The following is a 24,167-nucleotide window of genomic DNA, read 5'->3' as shown; positions in this document are numbered from 1 at the left end:
TATGGAATCTAAGGACATTTCCCGTCGGGGCTTTCTCAGCGGTTCGCTAGCGGTACTTTCAGGTGCTTTGCTGGTTTCTGACAACGCATTTGGCCTGCCGGCCTACATCAAAAATCTGGGCAAACCCAATTCGCTTTTCAACGGAGTGCAGGTTGGCGTCATCAGTTATTCATGGCGAAGCCTGCCAAGCAGCGCCGAGCAAGTGCTGCAATACTGCATCGACTCCAACATCAGCGCCATAGAACTAATGGGTCCGGCGGCTGAATCTTTTGCCGGAGCGCCCGAATCCCCTGCCTTTATCCGGGGAAATCTGACGGATCAGCAAAAAGCAGAACGTGCCGAGTACGCAAAAAAAATGGCCGAATGGCGGGCATCAGTTTCGATGGATAAATTTGTGCAGCTGAGGAAAATGTACAAAAATGCCGGAGTAAGTATTTATGGCTACAAACCCAATGCGTTAGGGCCAAATAATACCGATGCGGAAGTTGATTACACCTTCCGCGCAGCCAAGGCACTTGGAGCCAATCAGGCGACGGTGGAGCTACCCACGGATTCTGCCCAAAGCAAACGGCTGGGGTTGATTGCCGCCAAACATAAGATTTATGTGGGCTATCACGGACATTTGCAGCAAACCTATACCGCATGGGACGAAGCTATCCAACAATCCAAATATAACGCCATGAATTTTGACATGGGGCATTACGTAGCCGCAGGCCATGACCCCATCCCGCTATTGACGGATAAGCATCAGCACATTGTCAGTATGCACACCAAAGACCGCAAATCCAAAGCAAATGGAGGCGCCAATGTGCCCTGGGGCGAGGGCGATACGCCAATCGTGGAGGTTTTGCAGATGATGCGTAAAAATAAATACAAGTTTCCGGCAACCATTGAGCTGGAATATCCCGTGCCCGATGGGTCGGACGCGGTGAAAGAAACCGCCAAATGCGTGGAATATGCACGTAAAGCGCTGGGAGCGTAAGTTTTTATTGCTAATAAATTACAACAAAGTCCCGGCGTTTGCGCCGGGACTTTGAATTAAAAAACAATAGCCATTTTTTACTTCGGCAACGTTACTTTTTGTGCCTGAGCCTGCGCTTTCAGGGCGAGCTCGGTGGCCAGAAAACAATGCGCCTGGGACATGGCGGTTTCGGTGCGATTCACAATGTCATCTACAAGTTGTCGTCCGTAGGGTAGGTCAACGTCCTTGGAATCAATATAGTTGGTTCCTTCCTGATTGACCAGGAACAGGTGGTTGGAACCTTCACGTCCGCCAATATCAATATTTTTACGAATTTCAATAAAGCCCTCGGTGCCAAGAATCGTGAGTCGGCCATCGCCCCATGTTTTGAGGCCATCGGGCGTAAACCAATCCACCCGGATATAGCCCATGCCGCCATTGCCACGCAGCATGGCATCGCCAAAATCCTGCAAGCCGGGATACTGCGGATGGTTCACATTTCCGACTTGTGAAGCCACAATGTCGGCTTCCGTGGAGCCCGTAAAATGAAGGTACTGATCAAACTGATGCGAGGCAATGTCACAGATAATGCCGCCGTAGCTTTCGAGGTCAAAAAACCATTCGGGGCGTGTTTTGGGATTCATGCGGTGCGGCCCGAGCCCGATGGTCTGCACCACTTTGCCGATAGCCCCGGCTCGTATGAGCTCCCCGGCTTTTACGGTAGCCCGGTTTTCGAGCCGTTCGCTGTACATAATGGAGTAAATTCGATTGGTCGCTTTCTGCACTTTTCGAACTTCCGCCAATTGTGCCAAAGTAGTAATTCCGGGTTTATCCGACATATAATCTTTGCCACTTTGCATCACCCGAATTCCCAGGGGCGCACGATCTTTGGGGATACCCGCACTCACCACGAGTTGTAGCGAACTATCTTTCAGTATTTCTTCTTCACTCGCGGCGGCTTTTGCCTGCGGATATCGTTTTTGAAAAGCCGTCCGCAAATCTGCCTCTTTGGCATAGTAGGAAACGAGCTCTCCGCCACCCCGAATAACGGCCTCTACCTGCGAGTAAATATGGCCGTGATTCATGCCAATTACCGAAAAGCGTATGCGCGGAGCCGCCCACTGAACGGCTTTGGCCGGGTGCGTTGCCGACAGCGCCGCCTTTCCTGCGAGAGGAATAAGCATAAGCCCGGCAGCCGATTGCATGGTGTTTAACAGAAATTTACGGCGATTTTCATTTTCAATTTTCATACAGGAATATGGTTTTTAAATAATAAGGTCACAAGGATAAAATTTCTGTGGGCAGGAATAATTTTATTCATAAGGTACCTGAACCATAATTATTACTTAAAAATATGAAGATTTGTACGGGCAGGCGGGCAGCTTTGCTATATTTGTTTAGTTGATAAAACAAGTATTTATAACCTGACTAAACCGATATGCAGCTGCTGAAAATGACCGTTCGGGGAGTGTTTTTCCTGATGATGACCCTAACCCTGGCCAACGCCCAGAAAATCCCTGCTCCCAAAGAACATTTTGGGTTTAGCATTGGAGACGACTATCACCTGGCTACCTACACCCAAACCGAGGCGTACTTCAAAAAACTGGCGGCTGCCTCCAATCGGGCAAAACTCGTGGACATGGGCCTGACCGAAGAAGGGCGGCATCAGTACATGATGGTGGTTTCTTCTCCTGAAAACCTCAAAAAACTGGATCAGTACAAAACCATTTCTCAAAAACTCGCCCGTGCTGAGGGTGTAACCGAAGCGCAGGCACGCACGCTGTCGCTGGAAGGAAAAGCCGTTATCTGGATTGACGGTGGCCTGCACGCGACCGAAACCGTAGGCGCTCATCAGTTGATCGAAACGATGTATCAACTCGTCAGCCGTCAGGATGCTGAAACAAAACGTATACTGGACGAGGTCATTATTCTCCTGGCTCATGCCAACCCCGACGGGCAGGAATTGGTAAGCTCGTGGTACATGCGGGAAGAAAAACCTGAGAAACGAACGCTGGATTTTCTGCCGAAGTTGTACCAAAAATATATCGGCCACGACAACAACCGAGATTTTTTCATGATGAACATGAAAGAATCCTGGAACATTGGCCGTCAACTGTACGTCGAGTGGATTCCGCAAGTGGTTTACAATCATCATCAGGCAGGCCCGGCGGGCTCGGTAGTGGCTGGTCCGCCCTACCGTGATCCGTTCAATCATGTGTATGACCCGCTCATTATCACGAGTTTGGATGCTTTGGGAGCGGCCATGAACTCACGCCTCAATGCCGAAGGCAAGCCCGGCTATACGCAACGCGCAGGCTCGGTGTATTCTACGTGGTGGAACGGCGGCTTGCGCACGGCTCCTTATTTTCATAACATGATCGGAATCCTAACCGAAATTATTGGCAGTCCCACGCCTTCTGAAATTCCATTAGTTCCACAGCGACTGATTCCAAATGGTGCTACACCTTTCCCGATTACTCCCCAAAAGTGGCACTTCCGGCAGTCAATTGATTACTCAGTGTCACTTAATTATGCCGTATTAAACTATGCCGCCCGCCACCGTGACGAACTGCTTTACAACAGCTATCGCATGGGAAAAAATGCCGTAGACCGGGGAGCTAAAGATACCTGGACATCCTATCCCAAGCGCGTAGAGGAGATTACGAAAGCCTATCGGGAAGATCAGAAAAAAGCAAAGGTTGTTTCGGCGGGTTCGGGCATCCCGTCCAAATACTACGACAGTGTCATGACGAATCCGTCCTTGCGCGATCCACGGGGCTATATTTTGTCAGCCGCTCAGCCTGATTTTCCTACGGTTGCCAAATTCATGAACGCTCTCATTAAGTCTGGCGTACAGGTACATCAGGCCACGGCGGCCTTTGATGTAGCTGGCAAAAGCTATCCAGCGGGCTCGTATGTGGTCAAAACCGGGCAGGCGTTTCGACCACACGTGCTGGATATGTTTGAGCCGCAGGATCATCCCAACGATTTTCAGTATCCCGGCGGCCCGCCCGTGCGGCCCTACGATGCCGCAGGCTGGACATTGGCTTATCAAATGGGCGTACAGTTTGACCGGATTCTGGATGCATTTGATGGTCCTTTCCGGGCGCTACCCTACGGTGAACTGCAATATCCCAAAGCAAATCTTGTGAGTAAAGCCGGACTTACAGGCTACACGCTTGACCCCCAAATTAACGATTCGTATACGGTTGTAAATGATTTACTTCGTGAAAAAATTGATGTGTATCGAACCTCCACCGGAAGCTTTTTTGTCCCGGCAACAGATCAATCGAAACAACTGCTGGAAAAAACAGCCTCGCCGCTTGGAGTGGCAGTTACCGGCGTCTCCGAACGCCCTGCGGGCACGCTGGAAAAAATCAGCGCTCTGCGGGTTGGTTTATGGGATACGTACGGCGGTTCTATGCCTTCGGGCTGGGTACGGTGGCTCACGGAGCAGTTTCATTTTCCGGTGGAAGTGGTTTTTCCTAATACGCTCAATGCCGGAGAGTTATCAAAGAAATTTGACGTACTGGTATTCGTGACGGGTGCAATTCCCGCGGTTGCCGGTGGCGATAGCGGCGGGCGAAGTTATACCCGAAAAGAACCTAAGGAAAGTGAAATTCCGGAAGAATATCGCGGAATGTTAGGGAAGATTTCGGCAGATACTACGCTGGTTCATTTACAAAAATTCATGCAGGATGGCGGTACGGTATTTACCATTGGGAGCAGTACAAACCTGGCTTTTCACCTCAAATTGCCCGTACGAAATGCCCTTGTCGAGATTATGCCGGATGGAACCGAAAAACGCCTTGTGAGTGAAAAGTACTTTATTCCCGGAAGTATCCTGCGTGTGCAGGTAGATTCTACGCAGTCGGTCAGTTGGGGAATGCCCGGCTCCTGTGATGTCTATTTTGACAACAGTCCGGTGTTTAGCATTGCACCCGATGCCCTGGCAAAACAGACCGTTAGGCCTTTGATGTGGTTTGCCAACGGCACGCCGCTCCGGAGTGGCTGGGCCTGGGGGCAAGCCTACTTGCAGGGCGGAGTAGCGGCCTTTGAAGCTTCGGTTGGTGCCGGAAAACTATATGCTTTTGGCCCCGAAATTACCTTTCGGGCGCAGTCACACGGTACGTTCAAGCTGTTGTTTAATGTGATGTATTCCAGCAAAAAAGCTGGTGGCATGACAGCTACCGGGGAGTAGGCAGAGAAAAAAGGGAATCCTATTTCCTGAAAAAAGTAGCGCAGGTTCGTTGATTTCAAAACGACCTGCGCTTTTTTATTTCTCTTCCGCACAGGCTTCGCCTGCGGTGCGTCCACACACTCCGCACGTAGCGCCGCTGTTCTGCAGGTACGGGTTGTTGTTGGCACAGGTTCCTTTAAATTCGCCGTTTTTTACAAAAAGCAGTCGCACGCTAAACAGAAAAAAGCCTGCTGCTACGAGTACAATGGAAAGGATTACTATCGGAATCATACTATTTTTTTATTTACAAGATACAAAAAATACAATGGAAGAAAAAATCTGATTCTATTTTTCGTAGAAAAACTTGTAATTAAAATAGCAAATTGATATATTGATGTATCAAATCTATTCCTACATCTGCTCAAAAAAACTTTTACGTATGATCTCTGTAAAGAAAATTCTGGAAGACAAACCAATCTCGGTTGTATTTAGTGTGCCCCCCACGGCCACAGTTATTGAAACGCTGCATTTGATGGCAGAAAAAAATATTGGTGCGGTGGTTGTCCTTGAAAATGAAAACCTTGTCGGTATTTTTTCGGAGCGGGACTACGCACGGAAGGGGATTATTCAGGGAAGAAAAGCGAAAAGTACGCCGATTTCGGAGGTTATGACGCCCAAAGTTTTTACGGTTTCGTGTGATATGAGCATTCAGGAATGTATGCAGCTATTTAGCCAAAAGAAAATCAGGCACTTGCCCGTTGTCGAAAACGATCGGGTGGTGGGAGTTTTAAGCATTGGCGATATTGTGAATTCGATCATGTTTGAACAAAAGGTACATATTCAGTTTCTGGAACAATATATTACCCAATCCTGAGTCTAAATTAGCGTTTTTGTAAAGTGTATTTTTTGATGGAGCTCAGCTGATGAGCTCCATTTTGTTGAAATGTAGAAACGAAAATTTTGCGTCTCTACGAATGAATCAACATAAAAATTATTTTAACTAATTGAAAATAAGGATATTATAAATAATTTATTAAAAAACTAACTTCTGGTGCAACGTCAGTGGCGGCTTTTTCATCATTAAGAAAAACCATAATCGTATAGACCATGAAAAACGTAAAATTTTACCTGCTCCTGAGCCTTGCGCTCCTTTTTCTACATGCCGAAGCACAAAAAAGGGACGATACACCCTACATGACCAAAGACTTTGCCGAGAATAACCTGAGCAACCTGCGCGTACAAACATCAGGTGGTTCCATTCAGGTAGAAGGCACCCGAAACAGCGGTGTACGGGTAGAAATGTACATACGGGGCAACAGCTGGAACGGAAACGATATTAGCGACGAAGAACTTAAAGAACGCCTTGACGACTACGAACTCGTCGTACGCCGCGAAGGTACCACGGTAGTAGCAATGGCCCGTCCGAAAGACTCGAATGGCATGAACTGGAAAAAAGGTTTGTCGATTTCGTTTAAAGTTTTTACGCCCCGCAGCATGACCACCGATCTCAAAACAAGCGGTGGTAGTATTCGCATGGCTTCTCTGGAAGGCGAGCATTCTTTCAAAACGAGCGGTGGCAGTATTAAAATTAAGGATATGAAAGGCAAGATGCAGGGACGTACCTCCGGCGGTAGCATTGAGGCCTACGACTGCTCCGACGAAGTAGATTTGATTACGAGCGGCGGTAGTATTAAAGCAGGTAGTATGATCGGGAACATTCGTCTCGTAACTTCCGGCGGCAGCATCACGCTGGGACAAATGGATGGAAATGTAGTGGCAGCTACAAGCGGCGGAAGCATCAAAGGCGACGATATTACGGGTGAGCTTGATGCCAAAACTTCGGGAGGGTCGATTCGCCTGACTAAAATGGCAGCAAGTGTGAAAGCCCGCACGAGCGCCGGCAGCATCGACGCTGATTTTGACTCACTTGGTAAGTATTTGAGCTTATCGACTTCCGCCGGTAGTGTCAACGTTTCTATGCCACTCAACAAAGGAATGGACCTGGATTTGCGGGGAAATAAGGTGTCAATTCCTTTGAGAAACTTTAATGGAACCTCCGAAAAAAACCGGGTGCAGGGAAGCATGAACGGCGGCGGGATTTCGGTTCAGCTGTCAGCAAGCAGCGGCAGCGTGAATGTAAATCAATAAGTTAAGCAGCCATTTTTTAGTAAATCAAAAGCCGTTCATACCCGAACAGAAGTGTCCAATTGCGGACACTTCTGTTTTTTGTTTGGAAAGTAATTTATTGAAAATAAGGAAGTTGAACTTTTGGCATGGCTTTTTCATCTATTTAAGCAAACATCTATTAGCCATGATACAAAACTACCTGAAAATCGCTTTCCGAAATCTGCTGCGCAACAAAGTGTACACGTTTATTCACGTCCTCGGACTAGGACTCGGAATTTCGGCCTTTGTGTTTATTCTGGAATATGTGAGCCTTGAAAAAAGCGTCAATCAGTTTCACACCAACGTTGACCGCATGTACCGCCTGGTAAATGTAGCCACCGACGGAGCGTCGTGGGGCGAGGTGGAGCCGGGCTGGGCGGCTTTGGCTAAGGAACGATTTCCGGAAATTGAAGACTACTGCCGCTTTGCCGACGGAATCGCCTCGGGCGTGATGCAAAAAGCGGAGGGAGGAGAGTCATTTAAGGAAGAAAGCATTGGGTATGTGGAAGGGAATTTCTTTGAATTTTTTACTTTTCCCTTGCTTAAAGGTTCCGCAGAAGCGCTGAAACAACCCAACGTGATTTTTTTATCTGAAAGTACGGCTGCCAAATATTTCGGAAAAACCGAAGCGCCAGGCAAGACCTTGCTGCTTCATAATCAGTTTGGCAAAACGACTTTTACTGTCGGAGGAATTTATAAAGACATGACCGATTTGTCAGATATTCGATATGACATGGTTTTGTCTCTGGAAACACTGAAAAGTCCGGCAAATACCAACGGTAACGATTGGGTTCGGCTGGATAATCTTGATAATCAATACATCAACGCTTTTTTTCTGGTGCGGGAACAGGCAAATTATCAGGAGCTGGAAGCAAAATTTAATACCTTACGGAACGAACTGAGTCAGGAAAACGACGGCATAGTGTTTCGGTTGCAGGCTGCTACCAACATTCACCTGGCGCCTTCGCTCAACGACCCGCTGCTGACCACCGGAAACGTCAAATATGTGTACATGCTGGCCGGAATCGCTCTGCTAATTTTACTCATTGCCTGGTTCAACTACATCAATCTTTCAACGGCCAATGCCCTCAAACGCGCCAACGAAGTCGGGGTTCGGAAAGTCATTGGCGCTACGCAGGCCCATCTCATCGGGCAGTTTCTGGGTGAGTCGCTGCTTACCAACGGCCTGGGTTTTTGCTTTGCTCTGATGCTGGTAGGTACCTTGCAGCCGCTGTTTGCCGAGTTGATCGGGAAACAGGTTTCACTACAAATTCTTGGGAACACGCCGTTTTGGATGTACGGCCTTGGGCTTCTTTTGGCTGGTTCGGTGCTTTCGGGGCTGTATTCGGCCTGGATATTGTCTCGATTTAAAGTAATTGAAACCCTGAAAGGAAAACGCACGAGCAATAGTCGGGGTATTTGGCTGAGGAAAGGGCTGGTAGTGGGTCAATTTGTTATTTCAACCAGCCTGATTCTGGCCACAATCGTGATTTATAGTCAGTTACGCCACTTACAAACCGGAGAGCTGGGCATCAACACGGAACAGCTTCTGGTAGTTTCGGGACCGCAGATTGGCAAGGATAGCACCTTTGCAACCCGCAGCAATGCGTTTGTTCAGACGCTGGCGGAGCAAAGTTTTGTACAGGAATATGCCACTTCTAATGTCGTGCCAAGTCGTTATTATAACTTTCGTACATCAGGCTTTACACAACCCGGCTCGAAGCCCAAAGATGAACTGAAATCGTATGCGTTTGCTGTGATTGGCGACCGGTACCTCAAAACCTACGGAATAAGTATAAAAGCTGGCCGGAATTTTACGCCTCAGGAAACCGATGTCGAATGGAACAATAATTCCAAGGTAATGCTCAACGAACGGGCCGTGGCAGAACTCGGATTTTCCTCGCCAGAAGAAGCCATACAAACCAAAATTAAATGGGACGAACGCTACCTGGAAGTGATTGGCGTGGTGGCTGACTATCATCATACAAGCCTGAAAAACAGCATTGATCCCATTATTTTTTATCCACAAAAATCAGCGGTTTATTACAGCATTCGTCTGACGCCCGAAGGGATGGGCGATAAAGTAGCCAAACTCGAAAAATTGTACAAAACGAGCTTTCCCGGAAATCCTTTTGATTTTTTCTTTATGGACGAAAATTATCAGAAAGCGTACTACGAAGAGCAACAGTACGGTAAGCTTTTTACGACCGCTTCATTACTGGCAGTTTTTATTGCCTGCTTGGGTTTGTTCGGATTGGCTACCTACACGGTTGAGTCACGAACTAAGGAAATTGGTGTGCGGAAAGTGCTGGGTGCAAGTGTGTCGAGCGTGGTGATGCTCCTCAGCAAAGATTTCCTGGCCTTAGTTGGAGTGGCGATTTTGATTGCATCGCCCGTGGCGGCATATTTTCTGAATCAATGGTTGCAGGATTTTCCCTACCGGATTGCGATGGAATGGTGGATTTTTGTAGCAGCAGCGGGTTTGGCGCTTCTCATTGCTTTTGTTACCGTCGGTTTTCAGTCAGTTAAAGCAGGCTTGATGAATCCGGTAGATTCGCTGCGATCTGAATAGCAGAATCGTGGCTCTATGAGAGCCAATGTTAAATTTTTAGCAATGTTACCAAATTGTTAAGAAAAGCGAAATTAATCACCTCGGGAATGCGTTTTTAACTTCCATGCTCACCATCGAGCAGCTCAAAAAATGCATCATTACTTGTGGAATTAGTTGATTATACCCGTGCAAATTCGTTCTGTGCCGACCCGGAAGGTGTTGAGACAACCTTTACAAGAAACGATTTTGGAAAAGATTTCTACTGGGGAACTGCCACCTCAGCATTTCAAATAGAAGGCGCCGCTGCTGATTATGGACGCGGACCTTCTATTTGGGATAAGTTCACCAAACTCCCCGGAAAAATAAAAAACAATGCCTGCGCCACCCGCGCCTGCGACCACTACCACCGCTACGAAGAAGATCTTGATCTGCTCAAAACGCTGGGTTTTACATCCTATCGTTTTTCCTTATCCTGGTCGCGGATTTTTCCTGACGGCACCGGGCGCATAAACCCCGAAGGAGTCGCTTTTTATCATCGGCTCATTGATGCCTGCCATGAACGTGGCATTGAACCCTGGATTACGCTCTATCACTGGGATTTGCCGCAGGCGTTGCAAGATCGGGGCGGATGGGAAAGCCGGCAAATTCTGAATTGGTTTGCGGAGTATGTTTCCTTCTGTGCGACCGAATTTGGCGATATAGTAAAAAAGTGGATCGTACTAAACGAACCCATGGCGGTGGCGGCTTTGGGCTACACAAGCGGGCTGCACGCGCCGGGGCGTAAGGGCCTGCACCGTTTTCTGCCCGTTGTGCATCATTTGGCGTTGTGCCAGGCCGAAGGGGGGCGTTTGCTGCGGCAGTTGGTACCCGGAGCTTATGTGGGCACCACTTTTTCGTGTTCGCCGGTGCTGCCCCACTCGCCTTCTCCGCGCGACGTCCGGGCGGCCAAACGGCTGGATGCTTTGCTTAATCGGCTGTTCGTAGAGCCCACACTCGGTATGGGCTACCCAACCGACGCCTTTCCATTTTTGAAAAATATCAGGTACTTTATGAAACCCGGCGATGCCGAAAAACTAGCCTTTGATTTTGATTTTATAGGTCTGCAAAACTACTTTCAGGTGGTGGTTCGGCATTCGTGGAAAAAGCCCCTGCTGTGGGCCGAGGAAGTAAAACCAACCGGAACTCGTACTGCAATGGGTTGGGGTGTTGCGCCCGAAGGTTTGTATAAAATCCTGACACAATTTGGGGCTTACGAGGGCATTAAAGAGCTCATTATCTCTGAAAATGGTGCGGCTTTTCATGATGAAATAAAGAATGGCGAAGTGCATGACCCCCAACGGATCGGTTTTTTTAGAGATTATCTGGAAAACGTGCTGCGTGCCCGGCAGGAAGGCGTGCCGGTAAACGGCTATTTTGCCTGGTCATTGCTCGATAATTTTGAGTGGGCCGAAGGATACGACGCTCGATTTGGGCTGGTGCACGTGGACTACGCAACGCAAAAGAGAACCATCAAAAGTTCGGGCTATTGGTTCGCTGAGTTTTTGGCATAATTAATCTCGGGTCATTCCAACCTTTCAGTCCGTTGATCGGGTCTTTATGTATTATGAATGAACCAAAAAAGCTATGAAAAAGATACTGTTTGTTATACTAATGCTGGCCGTATTTGGCTGTGAAAAAGAGGAACCTATCCCGACAGGTGAGGTGTTTGAAACATCGGCCAAACTTGTGAACGATCTTGCCGTTGATGGTTGCGATTGGCACTTTCAGATTGTTCAAAGTGATTCCATTCAAATCACAATAGTAGTGCCAACTCGGGCTACGGAAGCAAAAGTGAAGGATGCTTTGCCTGAATACGGTACCGTTAATAGCTATTCATTTACACCTGTTCAACTAAAATATCGCCCTACGGGAACCAAACGCACCATTTCCTGTGGTTGGGGCCAAACACCCGAAGTGGATGAAATTGAGGTGATTGAGGTTAGTAAAAAATAGAGTAGGGAGCCGGGTATTGTCAAAAAGACGAATGCTCAACGCAAAGTGCCGAACGTCCGAAAGTGTACAAATACTGTACGCTTTCGGACGATTTTTTTTGTTAAATTATTGTAATTAATTGATAGTCAGCACTTTTTTACTGCTGGTACGCATTTAGCTTATTTAACTATAAATACATCTACCGTAGATTTTGTAAATCTTTCTATTGAAAACTCCAATCATGATTAAGCTTAACCAAATTGCCAAACATTACCCGGCCGGATTCGGGAAAGTATATGTTCTCCGTCAAATAGATCTCACGATTCAGGAAGGAGAATTTGTGTCGATCATGGGGCCTTCCGGTTCGGGCAAATCTACCCTGCTCCATATTCTGGGCCTGCTCGAAGAACCCTCCGAAGGTGAGTATCGCTTTCTGGATGAACCCGTACAAAAACTGAGCGAGAAAAAACGAACCGAACTGCACCGGCACCACATCGGGTTTGTGTTTCAGGCCTACCATCTCATTGACGAACTGACAGTTTATGAAAACATCGAAACGCCGCTGCTGTACAAGGGCGTGTCGGGCTCGGAGCGCAAAAGTCGGGTAGCTGAACTGCTGGATCGATTCAATATGGTAGCCAAAAAAGACCTTTTTCCCAGTCAGTTGTCAGGCGGACAGCAACAGCTTGTGGGCGTGGCGCGGGCGCTGGTCCATCAACCCAAAGTGATTTTTGCCGACGAACCCACCGGCAATCTTCATTCTGAGCAGGCGGACGAGATTATGGAGCTTTTTCAAAAATTAAATAAAGAAGATAAAGTAACGATTGTGCAGGTAACCCACTCCGAAAAAAACGCTACTTATGGTACTCGCACCATTCGTCTGAAAGATGGCTGGATGGCCTAGTAAGAAGGAATAGCGTGCCAGTTTTTTTTCCAAATAATGTATAATTCCTGTCAAAAGCCATGATTTACCTGATTCAGTATTTAGTAAAATTTTTCTTAATCCGGCCCGGACTACCAATGCTTGCGGGTAGTTTAATTCTAACCGTTTTGCCGGCTGTGGCTCAGCAGTCAATCGGTTTAAAAGAGTGCGTAGAACTCCTGACAAAAAATAACCTGACCTACCGCGAAGGAATGTTGCAGGCCGAAGCGGCGCATGCCAACTGGCGGCAGGCGCGCTCGCAGCAACTGCCCCAAATGAGCCTGGATGTGGGCCAAAGTGTCAATTTGGGCAGGAGTATCGACCGTTTCACCAATGCTTACATTGATCAGCTCTATAATTCCAATTATGTAGGAGCAGGCGTGCAGGTGCCTATTTTTCAGGGTTTTAGAATGCAACACCAAATTAGGCAAAATCAACTGCTCAAAGAGGCGTCGCTCGAAAATACGTCTGCCGTGCTGAACCTGCAAATCCTGAATATGATGCAGGCTTACGTACAGGTACTAGCCTCGCAGGCGCTCCATAAAGCGGCGCAACAACAGGTAGCTTCGTCAAAAGAGCAGGTGCATCGGGTTCAGAAACAGGTTGATGCCGGGGTCGTTGGCGGCAATGCACTTTATGATATTAAAGCGCAGCTCAGCATTGATACCTTCGACGAAGTGACGGCCTTGAACACCTACCGCATGGCTCGTTTAGCGCTCTTTCAATTATTAAATATTTCCCCAAACGATACGCTGGAATTGCAGCCTTTGGATGTTCCTAAGAATGTATCAGGAGCGGCAATGGACGCAGAAACGATGTATACAGAAGCGCAGCGACTTTTCCCGGATATTCGGGGAGCCGAGTTGAGTCGGCAGAGTTTTGCCTATCAGGCCAAGGCGATCAGAGCGCTTAACCTGCCTTCTCTAAATGTTGCTACTAGTTTGGGCGCATTTTATGCCTCAACCAACGCCAACCTCGACTACTTCAAACAGCTGAATGCTACCCGAAACGGATCTTTGAGTCTTGGCCTTTCGATTCCGATTTTGGGCCGTTGGCAAACCGGCCCACGGGTAGAGTCTGTAAAAGTGCAGGAGCGTCTGGCTCAAAATCAGTTGGATGTTAGCAAGTTGCAGCTTCGTCAGGCCATTGAGCAATGCGTACTTGACGTTACGGCTTCTGCCGAAAGATATCAGGTAGCAAGCGAACAGTTTGAGGCACTTTCGGCGAGCTATGCCCTGGTAGAAAGTCGCCTGAATGCAGGAACGGCCACACTGTTTGAGTATTCGCTGTCCAAAGCAAACCTGGCGCGGGCGCAGGCCAACGCCATTCGGTCGGGTTATGAGTACGTGATGAACCAAAAAAAGCTTCGCTACTATCAGCAGGGAAACTGGAATGGGATTTTGTAATGATAAGGAATTTTTTTTGAGAATGTTAAACTGAATAGTATTGAAAAGAGCAGGTCGTTGGCCTGCTCTTTTTTTTTGGTTTGCTTTAAAAAAGGCTTGGAAGATTTTCTTATTTGCAATTCAATTATACGTTTTCCTACACGGGTAATAGAACTGTGAAGGTGTCAAAACTTGCTGATTTTTAAACCATATTCCAGGTTGCCCATAGGTAAGTTGATCTATAATTCCCCTACATTTGAAAGTAAAAACAACGAAAAAGTCATGCGATATTTTGGAGTACTGATCCTGGGAATAGGGCTTGTGCTGAGCGGATACACAACCCATGCACAGCGTACGGCTTTTGAGCTCAATAAAGCCCTGGGTCGTGGCATCAACATGGGCAACATGTTTGAGGCACCCACCGAAACAGCCTGGGGCAATCCCTATCGCGCCGATTATTTTCAGCGAATCCGTACACTTGGTTTTCAGCACGTACGAATTCCGGTTCGCTGGGATACACCCGAACGTACTTCATTTACAGAGCCTTACAGGGTTGATCAAACGTTTTTGAATCGACTCAGGCTAGTTGTGGATGAGGCGCTGCGGCAGGATCTGCACGTAATCATCAACATGCATCATCACGACGAACTTTTTTCAAACCCCACGGGTGCAAAACCCCGCTTTCTGGCGCAGTGGCGGCAGATTGCCGATTACTTCAAGGGCTATGATCAACGTCTGCTTTTTGAGGTGCTCAACGAACCGCACGATCAGCTCACACCTACGCTCTGGAACGAGTTTTTCGCCGAAGCCTTGCAGCAAATCCGGGTGTACAGTCCCACGCGGGCGGTGCTCATGGGGGCGCCTCTTTTTGGCGGACTTGCCGGAGTACCATTCCTGCAACTGCCCGATGACAACTACCTGATCGTGTCGCCGCATTTTTATAATCCGTTTCGTTTTACGCATCAGGGCGCCGAGTGGGTGGGCGAAGAAGCGCAGTCGTGGCTGGGCACGGCCTGGCGGGACCTTTCTACGGAGCGGGAAGTGCTGATACAGGAATTTGAGCCCGTGCTGGCTTTTCAGAAACAACACAATGTGCCCATTCATATTGGGGAATTTGGCGCTTATAGTACAGCCGATTTAGCGAGCCGAGTCCGCTGGACTACTTTTCTGGCCCGTTGGTTTGAATCCCAGGGATTTAGTTGGGCGTACTGGGAATTCAGTGCAGGATTTGGGATTTTTAATCCTGTCACGAATCAATACGTACAGCCGCTGGTCGATGCGCTGCTTTCCAATCCGTTGCCGCAGCCCGTGGAGCCGCTCACGACGGTGGTGTATTCGTCGGATGATGCCTATTCGGGGTGGAATGTGTACGTTAACAGTGGTGCAGAAGCTACTCGGAGTACTGTCGAAGGCCAACTTAGGATTCAGATTAACAAAAAAGGAACGGAAGATTGGCACGTACAGGTAGTCAAAGGAAACATACCTCTCCAAAAAGACGTGCTGTATCGCGTTCGGTTTAAGGCTGTTTCTTCGGCGGCTTCACCGCATCCCGTGACGGTCTATACAGGCAGGTCAGTATCTCCCTGGGACAGCTATTCAGGATATAGTCGGGTGGAGATAGGGGCGCAGGAAAAAGAATACGCCATCATGTTTGATATGAAAAATGAAACAGATCTCACGGCTCGCCTGGTGTTGGATGCCGGGAGTACGGAAGGACTGTTATCTGTGAGGGATGTCGTGGTAGAGCAAGTTTGGCTGGATGTAGACGTGCTGACTTCTTTGCCGGCTCAGGAGTTTTTACCGCCGGTTTTATACCCGCTGCCCGCCACCGATCTGGTGACGATAGTCCACGGATGCTTGTATGATGCGCTGAACGTATATGATGCCCGTGGGCTTTCTGTTTTTGACAAAAAATTATCAAAAGATTTAGAATGCAAAGTTGCACTGGACGTTCGCAACTGGCCGGCGGGACAGTATTATTTTTACTTTATTTCAAACGAAAAAACTACCGTTAGAAAATTCATTAAATATTGAGGATTCAATACGTAGACAGTCAATCTGCACGCTGTCAATCTCGGACAGTTTCGTTGAGTAATGAAATTTTCACGAAAATCACTCACCATTATTTATCTTTTGGAAAAGCCCATCGTTTGGTAAGCATTATAATTTACGCCTAATCACCTTTGGATAAATGGCAGGTTCTGTTTGTAGGCCTCACGTTTTCTATGTTTCAAGAGGTAAAATCATCTCAATTATCAATTAAGTTTTTCATGAAAAAATACAGCACAATTTTATTTGCAATAGCCCTTTGCTCGTTCGTGGCGTGCCACAAACCTTCCTATCAGCAAATGGCCCCACCCTGGGAACCGGATTTTGCCATTGACCGATTTGAAAAGGAAATTAAGGATTTTGAAGCAGAGGATGCCCAAAAAATGCCCGCTGCTGGCGGCATTGTCATGACGGGCAGTTCGAGCTTTCGACTCTGGAAAACAGCCGAAGAGGACCTGGCCCCGCTGCCGATTATTAACCGGGGATTTGGCGGCTCTACGCTTTCCGAAGTCCTGCACTACACCGACCGCACGGTGTTGAAATACAAGCCTGCTACCATTGTGGTGTACTGCGAAAATGATCAGTTTGGCAAAAAACCTAAAACTCCGGAACAAACACGTGATACTTACGTAACATTTACCCAGAAAGTACGCGCTCAACTGCCTGACGTACAGATGTATTTTGTGTCTTTGAAACCGTCTCCTTCCCGATGGGACCGGCGCGAAGAAGTGAAAAGAACGAATCAGTTAATCAGGGAGTTTGTCAAATCTGACCGTCATCATGAGTACGTTGATGTGTGGCCAACGATGCTAAAAGATGGACGCCCTGACGGCAGTATTTATGTAAAAGATAGCCTGCACATGAATGCCGAAGGCTATCGCCGCTGGACCGAAGTGATTAAGCCGGTGTTGAGTAAAAAGTAAATTTCGGATCATCATACCGGCGTACAGTCAATCTGACCACAATCATGACGGCTTTTTAACCGAAAGTACTTATCTTAACCACCGAAATAATTAACCTCTAACACCAAGTCTTACACTAATCTAATGAAAGTAACCGCTGTATTTGATATTGGCCGGACCAACAAGAAATACATCCTATTCGACGAGTCGTTTCAGGTCGTGAGAGAAATTAAGGAGGTACTGCCCGAAACTACCGATGAAGACGGCTTTGCCTGTGAAGATATTACGCTGCTGACTCAGTGGGTTCAGAAGCACTGGGAGGAATTGAAGCACGACGATAGTTTCGAGATTCAGGCTGTAAATGTTTCGGGCTATGGCGCAAGTTTCGTTCATCTGGACGCGCGCGATCAGCCTGTGGCCCCGCTTTACTCGTACCTCAAACCTTTTCCGGAAGCCCTGGCAGCGCAATTTTATAGCGAGTACGGCGAGCCGATGCGCCTGGCGCTGCAAACGGGATCGCCGCCTATGGGCTTGTTAAATTCCGGCCTGCAAATGTATTGGCTAAAATATGCCCGACCCGAAACCTACGCTCAGGTCAGAACGTCGCTGCATTTGCCGCAGTATATCCTGTTCCTGCTAACGGGCCGCAAGGTAAGTGATTTTACTTCTTTGGGGTGTCACACGGCCCTGTGGAGTTTTGAAATGATGGACTACCACGAATGGGTAAAAGCCGAAGGTATCCATAAAAAAATGGCGTCTTTGCTGGCAGCCTCGTCGTTTATTTATCGTTTTGACAACAAAGTAATTCAGTCAGGATTTGGCCTGCATGACAGTTCGGCGGCGCTTGTTCCGTATCGGATGGCGTTCAAAAAACCGTTTATTCTGTTATCAACGGGAACGTGGTGCGTCAATTTTAATCCTTTTGCCAACAATCCTTTAACGTCCGATCAGCTCGAACGCGATTGCCTGCATTTTATGACACCCGAGGGCAGTGGCGTCAAAGCTTCGCGGGTTTTTATGGGCCGTGAGCACGATTTTCAGGTGGTTCGCATTGCGGAATATTTCAAAGTTGCTCCTGATTTTTATCGCTCCATAACTTTCAATCCGGCAGAGCTAAAGGCGGATGCTCCGCCGTTTTATCCGGCCTGCATGGAAGGTAACGGTCCGTTCCCTGAGCACCAACCCGGCGAATGGCAGATCAGTGCCTTTGCTACGGCAGAATCAGCCTATCATCAATTGATGATTGCCCTGACGCATATCGTAGCCACTTCGCTCAAACTCATTGGAGCCGAAGATGTACCGACGCTATTTGTGGATGGTGGTTTTGCCAAAAATCAGATTTTTACGCAATTGCTGGCGCGGCATTTCCCCTCGCACGAAGTATATACTACGCTGTTACCTTATGCGGCTGCCTTAGGCGCGGCGCTACACGTAACCCGCCCGCAGACGTTTGAATTTCCGGGCGAAATCGTTAAAGTTGAAGTACTTGACTCCGTTAGCTGATCCGGCTCCAATTGGTTTCGGACTGCCGCATATTATCCAAATGTCCCCGAATGGCTGCGTGTTGGGGAGTTTCTAATTCTGGATCTTCTTCTAAAATGGCCTGGGCAGACGCCCGGGCCGCTTTTAGTATTTCACCATCTTTGGCCAAATCCGCAATCAATAAATCCATTATCCCGCTTTGTTGTGTACCCGTCAGGTCGCCGGGGCCCCGCAGTTGCAGGTCTACTTCCGCAATTTCAAAACCGTTATTGGTTCGGCACATGGTGTCGAGCCGGGTGCGGGTTTCTTTGCTGAGTTTAAAATCCGTCATCAGTACACAAAACGACTGTTCGGCTCCGCGGCCTACCCGGCCACGCAGCTGATGCAGCTGAGAAAGGCCAAAACGCTCGGCGTTTTCAATGACCATCACGGAGGCATTGGGCACATTTACGCCAACCTCGATAACCGTCGTAGCCACCATAATTTTGGTTTCATTTTTTACAAAACGCCCCATTTCATACTCCTTATCGACGGGCTTCATTTTTCCATGAAGAATACTGATCGGGACATCCGGAAAGGAACGACTGATGCTTTCGTAGCCATCAGTAAGGTCTTTCAAATCCATTTTCTCGGATTCTTCAATCAGCGGGTACACAATATAGACCTGCCTCCCTTTGGCGATTTCATCCTTTAAAAAACCAAAAATAGTGGCTCGGTGCGCATCGTAGCGATGCACGGTCTTGATGGGCTTCCGCCCGGCCGGAAGTTCGTCAATGACTGAAATGTCCAAATCTCCATAAAGCGTCATGGCCAATGTACGGGGAATAGGCGTGGCGGTCATGACCAGAATATGCGGATGAATGCGTTCATTTTTGGCCCAAAGCCGGGACCGCTGCGCCACGCCAAACCGGTGCTGTTCGTCAATGACGCACAGGCCGAGGTTCTGAAACTGTACTTCGTCTTCGATGAGCGCGTGAGTGCCGACCAAAATATGCAAACTGCCATCCCGCAAAGCTTCATGCAGTACGGTTCGTTCCTTTTTTTTGGTAGAACCAGTCAGTTTTGCAATCGTTACACCGAGCAGATCTGCGTATTGTTTGAGCCCTTGAAAATGCTGATCGGCAAGAATTTCGGTAGGCGCCATCAGACAGGCCTGGGCATCGTTGTCGAGCGCCATAAGCATGGCGATAAACGCCACGATGGTTTTTCCCGAGCCTACATCGCCCTGCAAGAGGCGGTTCATCTGCTTTCCTTTTTGAAAATCTTCCTTAATTTCCTGTAAGACCCTGTGTTGAGCATTGGTCAGGGCAAAGGGCATATGCTTTTCATGAAAGACGGTCGTGCGGTCGGTCTGATCAAAAATCTGACCCGGAAATTCGTTTTGGAGCAGAATTTTGCTCTTGATCAGCCGCAACTGATTGTAGAAAAGTTCTTCAAATTTGAGCCGGCGCGTAGCCTGATGCAAATGCGCCGGACTTGGTGGAATATGAATGGACCACAGCGCGTCGGCTTTGGGCATCAGGCGGTATTTCGTCAACAACCAATCGGGAAGCGTTTCGCGGATATGCGGCGTGGACAATTCGAGCAGCGTACGTACCCATCGGCCAATGCTCCGGCTGTCTACAAATCGTTTTTTTAGTTTTTCAGTCAGGTGATAAACCGGCTGCCAGGTGCCCGCCTTTTCATTTTCGGGGGTAAGTGGGTCAATCTCGGGGTGCGTGATGCTGTATCTTCCATTAAAAAAAATGGGCTTTCCGTAGACGACGTATTCGCTGTTTCGGCGGAGTACTTTTTCAAACCACGGAATACTTTGAAACCATACGAGCTCCATACTGCCGGTGCTGTCGGTAAAACTCGCCACCATTCTTTTTTTGTGGCCTTCGCCCAGCACCGTCCAGTCTTTCAGCCGGCCTTTGATCTGCACGGCGGGGAGTTCTTCCGAAATAGCCTGAATATAATGAAATTGGGAGCGGTCTTCGTGCCTGAATGGATAATACTGAATCAGGTCACCGTAGGTAAAAATGGACAATTCTTTATTAAGCAGGGGGCCACGCTGCGGCCCAACTCCTTTCAGGAATTCAATTTTTGTTTCAAAAAAAGTACTTCGTTCAGACATGGCAAGCGTATACTGATTAGTCAAAGTTAAGAAAAAAGAGCTTCGTAAGTTTGATTGTTGGAGCCTGATCCGGCGTTTTGTTGGCGACTTTACAACTTTTTGGAAGGCAGTAACGTTTGTTCAGAAATAACAACTAAACTACATTCATTTAATCGATCATGAGAAAAACAGGAGTACTCTTCATTTTGGCGTTATTTGCCGTTTCAGCCGCATTTGCCCAAAAGCCCAGCCCAAAAGTGACCGCCGAAGGCAAAAATGTAAGTATCGTTTACGGCCAACCTTCTAAAAAAGGCCGCGTGATTTTTGGTGCCGATGGAAGCAATAGCCTCGAAAAGTATGGAAAAGTATGGCGCACCGGCGCTAACGAAGCTACCGAAATTACATTCAAAAAAGACGGTACGTTTGGTGGAAAGCCTGTAAAGGCCGGAACTTATACCTTGTTCTCAATTCCCGGAGAAAAAGACTGGACCATTATCCTGAACAGCGAATTGAAGCAGTGGGGTGCTTATGGCTATGACAAAGTAAAAGATAAAAATGTTCTGGAAGTAACCGTACCAACCAAAACTTACAAAGATGCAGCCGAGCAGCTGAATTTTACTGTAAAAGATAACATGATTGGTTTTCAGTGGGATACCATGGGTTTTGAAGTGCCCGTGAAATTCTAAAAACGAAATGTTTTCACTAATTCGAGCCTGATTCTGAAAAGAGTCAGGCTCGTGTTATTTTTGGCTTTCGCTAAAAATCATGGCATCACGATTGCGAAGCCAAACCGCCTGATTGAGCTGAGCATTGGCGCGACTGTTGAGTGCGCCGGAAGCAAGCCCTGTTCCCAAAGACACCCAAAAGAAGGTACGGAAAGCATCGCGATTGCCCGAAACCAATGTGTAAATTGTACCTGCTGAGCCTGCTAATGAAAACACAAGCGCAATGGAGCGAGTGCGCCGTGAGCGAACGTACAGCTGCATCCCGCCCGGCGAAATCATGAACTCGCGTCGGAGCTGATTCCCGCCGGCGTACACCATATTATTGCGTACGTAACGATTAGGACTAAGCAAATATATCGTTTCCCGGTCGTACCATTGTTTGGCCGGATCGGGAGTAATAGCTCCCTGTCCAAAGCAAGTCTGATGAAGACTTAAACCAAGAAACAGGAACGGAAAAATCAACCAGCGAAGAATAGAAAATAGCATGCACTTTTTTTATTATAATTTTGGCAAAGGTATACACGTGAAACTCTATTTTGGGGCTGCAACGTAAACTCACAGGCGAAGCTTGTTGGTTGCGTGTGATCCAGCAGTTGCTATTACACAAAACCCTTAATCTGCTTAAATTCTTAATGGGTACTAGATAAAATACTGAGCCAATTTTGGAAAAAAAATCAGCAGGCCTACAACTACTGCCGAAATCGCCATGATCAGTACTGCGCCTGCAGCCAGATCTTTCACAGACTTTATAAGCGGATGATACTCAGGCGAAACTACGTCAGCTAATTTTTCCAGCGCTGTATTGAAAGCCTCAGCGGCAACTACCAGAGCGATTTGGGTCACAATCAAAGCCCATTCGAGCGAAGAAATGTGAAGAAAAAAACCTAAAATTATGGCCAGAATCGCTGCCACGAAGTGAATCCGGGCATTGTTTTCAACTTGAAAAAGGGAAATAATTCCCTGAAAAGCATATCGAAAACTTCGCAGAGCCTTGCGAACCTGAATGGGTGGCGTCATATCTATTTTTGGGGCTATCCGGTTAGTTGGGCTTTTTTGTAAACTCACGCATCATGACCCATTCCCGGCCAGGATTCTTGACCGAAAATGTTTCCAGACATCCCCGATCCTGTAAAGTAACGTAACAGGTTTTTCCTTTCCGGCCACCAAAACAAATATTTGATACCTTTTTACCAATTGTCTTAATCGTAGAAAGTGCCTTGCCCTCAGGCGATATTACGGCTACTTCGCCCTTGCCATGCCGCGCAATGTATAAGTCGCCGCTAGCTGAGCAGCGCATGCCATCCATGCCGCCATCTTCAAATTCGTGCAGCAGTCGTTTGTTGCTAAGCGTGCCGTCGGGAGCCAGGTCAAACGCCCACACCTTGCGTTGCACACTTTCATTGACGTACAGCGTTTTTTCGTCCGGACTGACCTCGATGCCATTGGTTGTTCCCATGTTTTCAGCCACCAGCCGGACGGTTCCGGCAGGACTTACGTGCCAGACTTGTCCGGTACTTTTTTCCCAATTCGGATCTGAACAAAAAATATGTCCGGAGCGGGTAATCGCCAGGTCGTTTGGTTGATTCATGCGGGGCTCGTGCGCAAATACTGTTACTTCGCGTGTGTTCAGGTCTGCTTTCAAAACATTATGTCCGGTGAAGTCGGCAATGTAAAAAGTATTTTTATCACCAAACCGAATGCCATTTCCGGTACTTCCTTTGGGCAATGTAATAAAAAAACTTGTGCTGCCACGGCGGCTGATTTGGGCAATTGTACCATCCTGAGCAAAATTGACGGCATAGATGTTTCCCTCAGCGTCTACGGCGGGGCCTTCACAGTTGGCCGTAAATTCTCCTTCGTTGGTGAAGGTTTTACTTTGGGCGTAGGTCAGTTGAGAGAGTACAAGCAGGCTCCACAGACCGCCAAGGGTGAGGAAGGTTTTTTGGGTAGCAATCATAGGACTAAATGCTTTACGGATGAGCTGGAATCGTGTTTCAAGATATTGAGTAATCATGAAATGTCAAAAAAACCGGGACGATTGCGTCCCGGTTTCCGGTATTTTTTTAAAGAATAAAATCTAAAAACAATTAGACATCTTTCCACTTAATGGCACAGCCAATCGCCTTTGTGGTCGTAGTAACGACGGGCTTACCTGCCAGCAGATTTGTCACGGCGTCGTCAACATAGCGCTTCGACACGCCGGAAGGATCCTGCGGGTTGTCGTCAATTGTTCCAATGTAACGCACGGTAAAAGTGCCGTTGTTATTTGTTAAAACGAAAACGTGCGGAGTACGAGTCGCACCAAAGGCTTTTGCTACCGTTTGGGTAGCGTCGACCAGGTACGGGTACGTAAATCCTTTGGACCTGGCGCGCGCCTGCATTTGTTCAAACGTATCATCTTCATAGGCAGCGGGATCGGTAGGATTGATGGCAATTACGGGAAAACCCTGACCGCCAAATTTACGATCCAGAGCAATGACCCGCTCTTCATACGCTTTGGCAAACGGGCAGTGATTGCAGCTAAAAACCACAATAACGCCTTTTTGCGACGAATAATCTGAAAGAGAAATCATTCGACTGTCCACATTTTTTAAACGAAAATTGCTGACGGCATCGCCAATCTGATAGCCTTCTGAGAGGACTTTTGAATTTTGGCTGGCAGAAAATCGCTCGCTCGCAGTCGAGAAAGAAACACTTCCGATTGCCACAAGCAGAAGTAAAACTCCAAAAAAGCTTACGTATTTTTTTATAAGAAATGCGTCATACTTCATAGTTCTT

The 24,167-nt window shown here is 47.7% G+C and carries 20 protein-coding genes; 13 read left to right on the top strand and 7 right to left on the bottom strand.

Going from position 1 to position 24,167, the window contains the following annotated elements; all coding sequences use genetic code 11:
* Position 1 precedes the first annotated feature (1 nt).
* On the top strand, positions 2-982 hold the full coding sequence (locus EZE20_RS14610) for a sugar phosphate isomerase/epimerase family protein (RefSeq protein WP_132118909.1): 981 nt from the start codon (positions 2-4) through the stop codon (positions 980-982).
* Between the two features lie 77 nt (positions 983-1,059).
* On the opposite strand, the gene EZE20_RS14605 is transcribed toward EZE20_RS14610, so the two are convergent.
* Positions 1,060-2,211 carry a Gfo/Idh/MocA family protein gene (locus tag EZE20_RS14605; RefSeq protein ID WP_132118907.1) on the bottom strand — a complete coding sequence of 384 codons (1,152 nt, stop codon included), beginning with the start codon at positions 2,209-2,211 and terminating at the stop codon, positions 1,060-1,062.
* Positions 2,212-2,399: 188 nt separating this feature from the next.
* On the opposite strand from EZE20_RS14605, the gene EZE20_RS14600 reads away from it, so the two are divergent.
* Entirely contained in the window at positions 2,400-5,162 is a 2,763-nt protein-coding gene (locus tag EZE20_RS14600; protein ID WP_228713765.1) for a M14 family metallopeptidase, read from the top strand.
* 75 nt (positions 5,163-5,237) lie between these two features.
* Here the strand turns inward: EZE20_RS14600 and EZE20_RS14595 are convergent, their stop codons facing one another.
* Entirely contained in the window at positions 5,238-5,432 is a 195-nt protein-coding gene (locus tag EZE20_RS14595; protein ID WP_132118905.1) for a hypothetical protein, read from the bottom strand.
* Positions 5,433-5,580: 148 nt separating this feature from the next.
* Here EZE20_RS14595 and EZE20_RS14590 point away from each other — a divergent pair, with 148 nt between their 5' ends.
* From EZE20_RS14590 to EZE20_RS14545, 10 genes are all read left to right on the top strand, one after another.
* Entirely contained in the window at positions 5,581-6,015 is a 435-nt protein-coding gene (locus EZE20_RS14590; protein WP_165933484.1) for a CBS domain-containing protein, read from the top strand.
* 233 nt (positions 6,016-6,248) lie between these two features.
* Positions 6,249-7,289 (top strand): DUF4097 family beta strand repeat-containing protein, encoded by a 1,041-nt coding sequence (locus tag EZE20_RS14585; protein WP_132118903.1) that lies wholly within the window; start codon positions 6,249-6,251, stop codon positions 7,287-7,289.
* A gap of 163 nt (positions 7,290-7,452) precedes the next feature.
* On the top strand, positions 7,453-9,879 hold the full coding sequence (locus EZE20_RS14580) for an ABC transporter permease (RefSeq protein ID WP_132118901.1): 2,427 nt from the start codon (positions 7,453-7,455) through the stop codon (positions 9,877-9,879).
* Between the two features lie 143 nt (positions 9,880-10,022).
* Positions 10,023-11,408, top strand: a complete 1,386-nt coding sequence (locus EZE20_RS14575; RefSeq protein ID WP_132118899.1) for a GH1 family beta-glucosidase — start codon at positions 10,023-10,025, stop codon at positions 11,406-11,408.
* Positions 11,409-11,481: 73 nt separating this feature from the next.
* The gene (locus tag EZE20_RS14570; RefSeq protein ID WP_132118897.1) at positions 11,482-11,850 is read left to right on the top strand and encodes a hypothetical protein; all 369 of its coding nucleotides are present in this window, start codon (positions 11,482-11,484) and stop codon (positions 11,848-11,850) included.
* A 220-nt stretch (positions 11,851-12,070) separates the two neighbouring features.
* Complete coding sequence (locus tag EZE20_RS14565; protein ID WP_132118895.1) at positions 12,071-12,733, top strand: ABC transporter ATP-binding protein; 663 nt, start codon at positions 12,071-12,073, stop codon at positions 12,731-12,733.
* A gap of 59 nt (positions 12,734-12,792) precedes the next feature.
* A complete protein-coding gene (locus tag EZE20_RS14560; RefSeq protein ID WP_228713763.1) occupies positions 12,793-14,157 on the top strand; it encodes a TolC family protein in 1,365 nt (454 codons plus the stop codon).
* 261 nt (positions 14,158-14,418) lie between these two features.
* Positions 14,419-16,170: a cellulase family glycosylhydrolase gene (locus tag EZE20_RS14555; protein ID WP_132118893.1), complete on the top strand. Its 1,752-nt coding sequence runs from the start codon at positions 14,419-14,421 to the stop codon at positions 16,168-16,170.
* A gap of 236 nt (positions 16,171-16,406) precedes the next feature.
* A complete protein-coding gene (locus EZE20_RS14550) occupies positions 16,407-17,108 on the top strand; it encodes a GDSL-type esterase/lipase family protein (RefSeq protein ID WP_132118891.1) in 702 nt (233 codons plus the stop codon).
* A 123-nt stretch (positions 17,109-17,231) separates the two neighbouring features.
* Positions 17,232-18,590, top strand: coding sequence for an FGGY-family carbohydrate kinase (locus tag EZE20_RS14545; protein WP_132118889.1), 1,359 nt, complete (start codon positions 17,232-17,234; stop codon positions 18,588-18,590).
* Here EZE20_RS14545 and recG read toward each other — a convergent pair.
* A complete protein-coding gene (gene recG, locus EZE20_RS14540; RefSeq protein ID WP_132118887.1) occupies positions 18,583-20,685 on the bottom strand; it encodes an ATP-dependent DNA helicase RecG in 2,103 nt (700 codons plus the stop codon). The genes EZE20_RS14545 and recG overlap by 8 nt on opposite strands.
* A 158-nt stretch (positions 20,686-20,843) precedes the next feature.
* Here recG and EZE20_RS14535 point away from each other — a divergent pair, with 158 nt between their 5' ends.
* Positions 20,844-21,350 (top strand): DUF2911 domain-containing protein, encoded by a 507-nt coding sequence (locus EZE20_RS14535; protein ID WP_132118885.1) that lies wholly within the window; start codon positions 20,844-20,846, stop codon positions 21,348-21,350.
* 54 nt (positions 21,351-21,404) lie between these two features.
* On the opposite strand, the gene EZE20_RS14530 is transcribed toward EZE20_RS14535, so the two are convergent.
* The 4 genes from EZE20_RS14530 to EZE20_RS14515 form a co-directional block, all read right to left on the bottom strand.
* Positions 21,405-21,875, bottom strand: a complete 471-nt coding sequence (locus EZE20_RS14530) for a hypothetical protein (RefSeq protein ID WP_132118881.1) — start codon at positions 21,873-21,875, stop codon at positions 21,405-21,407.
* Between the two features lie 153 nt (positions 21,876-22,028).
* Positions 22,029-22,406, bottom strand: coding sequence for a diacylglycerol kinase family protein (locus EZE20_RS14525; protein ID WP_132118879.1), 378 nt, complete (start codon positions 22,404-22,406; stop codon positions 22,029-22,031).
* A 22-nt stretch (positions 22,407-22,428) separates the two neighbouring features.
* Positions 22,429-23,403, bottom strand: coding sequence for an SMP-30/gluconolactonase/LRE family protein (locus EZE20_RS14520; protein ID WP_228713761.1), 975 nt, complete (start codon positions 23,401-23,403; stop codon positions 22,429-22,431).
* A 73-nt stretch (positions 23,404-23,476) separates the two neighbouring features.
* Complete coding sequence (locus EZE20_RS14515) at positions 23,477-24,160, bottom strand: thioredoxin family protein (RefSeq protein ID WP_132118877.1); 684 nt, start codon at positions 24,158-24,160, stop codon at positions 23,477-23,479.
* Positions 24,161-24,167: the final 7 nt, after the last annotated feature.

Source organism: Arundinibacter roseus (genome assembly GCF_004348825.1).
Classification (GTDB): domain Bacteria; phylum Bacteroidota; class Bacteroidia; order Cytophagales; family Spirosomataceae; genus Arundinibacter; species Arundinibacter roseus.
Note: the sequence above shows the minus strand (reverse complement) of the source record. Positions and strands in the feature narration are given on the sequence as shown.